Source organism: Desulfacinum hydrothermale DSM 13146 (assembly GCF_900176285.1).
GTDB lineage: Bacteria > Desulfobacterota > Syntrophobacteria > Syntrophobacterales > DSM-9756 > Desulfacinum > Desulfacinum hydrothermale.
The window spans coordinates 1-1,549 of record NZ_FWXF01000056.1 but is presented as its reverse complement, the minus strand read 5'-3'; the positions used below and the strand labels follow the sequence as shown (position 1 = coordinate 1,549).

Genomic DNA, 1,549 nt, shown 5'->3' with positions numbered 1-1,549 from the left:
TCCAAACCCGCCCCTACAAAGCTCAAGAAACATCACATGGCACAGTTGAATTGCATTTGTCAGAAAGGCCAAAAGGGCCACGAGGCCATTACCAGACAGGCTCCTCGTCCCCATCCGTCCGGCTTCAACCGACTTTTCCTGGCACGGCCCGGCGCCGTCTTATGGACTGACCACGCGCCCGGTCAGGGCGGCGTGGCCCCAAAAGGCCCCCTCTCGTGGGGCGATGCCAAGTTCACTGCTCGAAAAGGATCTTGTGATCCACCAGGTTCATCTGCTTGATGCGTCCCTTGATGGTCTTTCGGTCCCCGAAGATCCCCACCAGACGCCAGGTGTCGTCCGATTCGGGCTCGATCAGGTCCACCGATTCCATGATGAGCTCTTCTTCACCGTTTCGCACGAAGTAGGCATTGGCTTCACACATCCTGGATCACCTCCTTGATTTTCCCTTCCACCGCCGCCTGCACCAGATGGGGCAGGGGCTCCTTGGTCACGCCCACCACTTCCACCCTCTCCTGGGAAAGGGGGATGAGCACCTTGAGGGCGGGGCTGGAAACGACGGCTTCGGCGATTTTGGGCGTCACCTCTCCCAGCATGCTGTTGGCCCACGTGACGGCAATGGGACCGACGATGCAGTCGGCCGACCGAACCGTCCAGCAAATGGCGCTTTCCCCCGTGGCCCCCCGGTTGGCCCCCGCCTTGAGCATTTGGGAGGTGGCGATGGCGTTGGTCCCTAGGGCCACGACCTCCACCGATTCCCCGAAGGCCTCTTTCAGGTACTTGATGAGGGTGGCACCGATGCCGCCGCCTTGTCCGTCGATGACACAGATGCGTTTCATACTGTCTACCACCTTCCAGCTACGTCCACCGTCCGTCCTGGCCGCACCAGAACGGCCCCTTGGGATGGTACCACATTTGCCTCAGGTCAGATCAAAGACAATTCCAATCTCCACATTCACTCCCCCCTCCCGGACCTGGGACGGAACGGCGGGGAAGGGGGCCGCCTTCCGAACGGCTTCCAGCGCGGCCCGGTCCAATGGGGAAAATCCCGAGCTTTGCACCACGTTGAGCCCCCGCGCGGAACCGTCCGGGTAGATGGCAAAGCGGACCGTCACGCGCCCTTCCATGTGCCGACGCCGCGCCGCCAGAGGGTAGTGCTTGTGGCGTGCGATGCGCCGTCGCACCTGGGCCAGAAACCGCTGCAGGGCGTCTTCCGTTCGGGCCTGCGCCGTGCCGGAGGGAGCCCCCTGCGGGATGCCCGCGGAAGCGGGCGCCACGGCAGGAGGCGGGACGGCCGGAGCGGCCCGTGGAATCGCGGGTCTGGGCGCCTTCGCCTTCCGGGTCTTTTTCGGAACCGACTTGCGGGTCAGCTGGGGGCGGGGCCGCGGGGCCACCGACGGCACTTCCGTGGGCCGAAGACGATCCACGGTACGAACCGGCTTGGGCGGCACCGGAGGTTCCGGGATGCTGGCAACGGCCGGCTGCACGTCCGGCACGGGCAAGGGCCGCACGGGCTCCCGGCGGACCACGCCCTTGGGGGGCGGCCCGGGGG

Annotated in this window: 3 protein-coding genes; all 3 read right to left on the bottom strand. The window is 65.3% G+C overall.

The window, feature by feature from the left end; all coding sequences use genetic code 11:
• Nucleotides 1-232 precede the first annotated feature (232 nt).
• Nucleotides 233-421 (bottom strand): CooT family nickel-binding protein, encoded by a 189-nt coding sequence (locus B9A12_RS16555; RefSeq protein WP_084059187.1) that lies wholly within the window; start codon nucleotides 419-421, stop codon nucleotides 233-235.
• Nucleotides 414-836 carry a DUF3842 family protein gene (locus B9A12_RS16550; protein ID WP_084059186.1) on the bottom strand — a complete coding sequence of 141 codons (423 nt, stop codon included), beginning with the start codon at nucleotides 834-836 and terminating at the stop codon, nucleotides 414-416. Before B9A12_RS16550 ends, B9A12_RS16555 begins: the two co-directional genes overlap by 8 nt.
• 81 nt (nucleotides 837-917) lie before the next feature.
• The coding region (locus B9A12_RS16545) for an energy transducer TonB (RefSeq protein ID WP_139796712.1) at nucleotides 918-1,549 on the bottom strand (632 nt) is incomplete at its 5' end.

Bases quoted from the DNA above. Each gene is read 5' to 3' on its own strand.
- B9A12_RS16555 (WP_084059187.1), bottom strand. From the start codon at position 421: ATGTGTGAAGCCAATGCCTACTTCGTGCGAAACGGTGAAGAAGAGCTC.
- B9A12_RS16550 (WP_084059186.1), bottom strand. From the start codon at position 836: ATGAAACGCATCTGTGTCATCGACGGACAAGGCGGCGGCATCGGTGCC.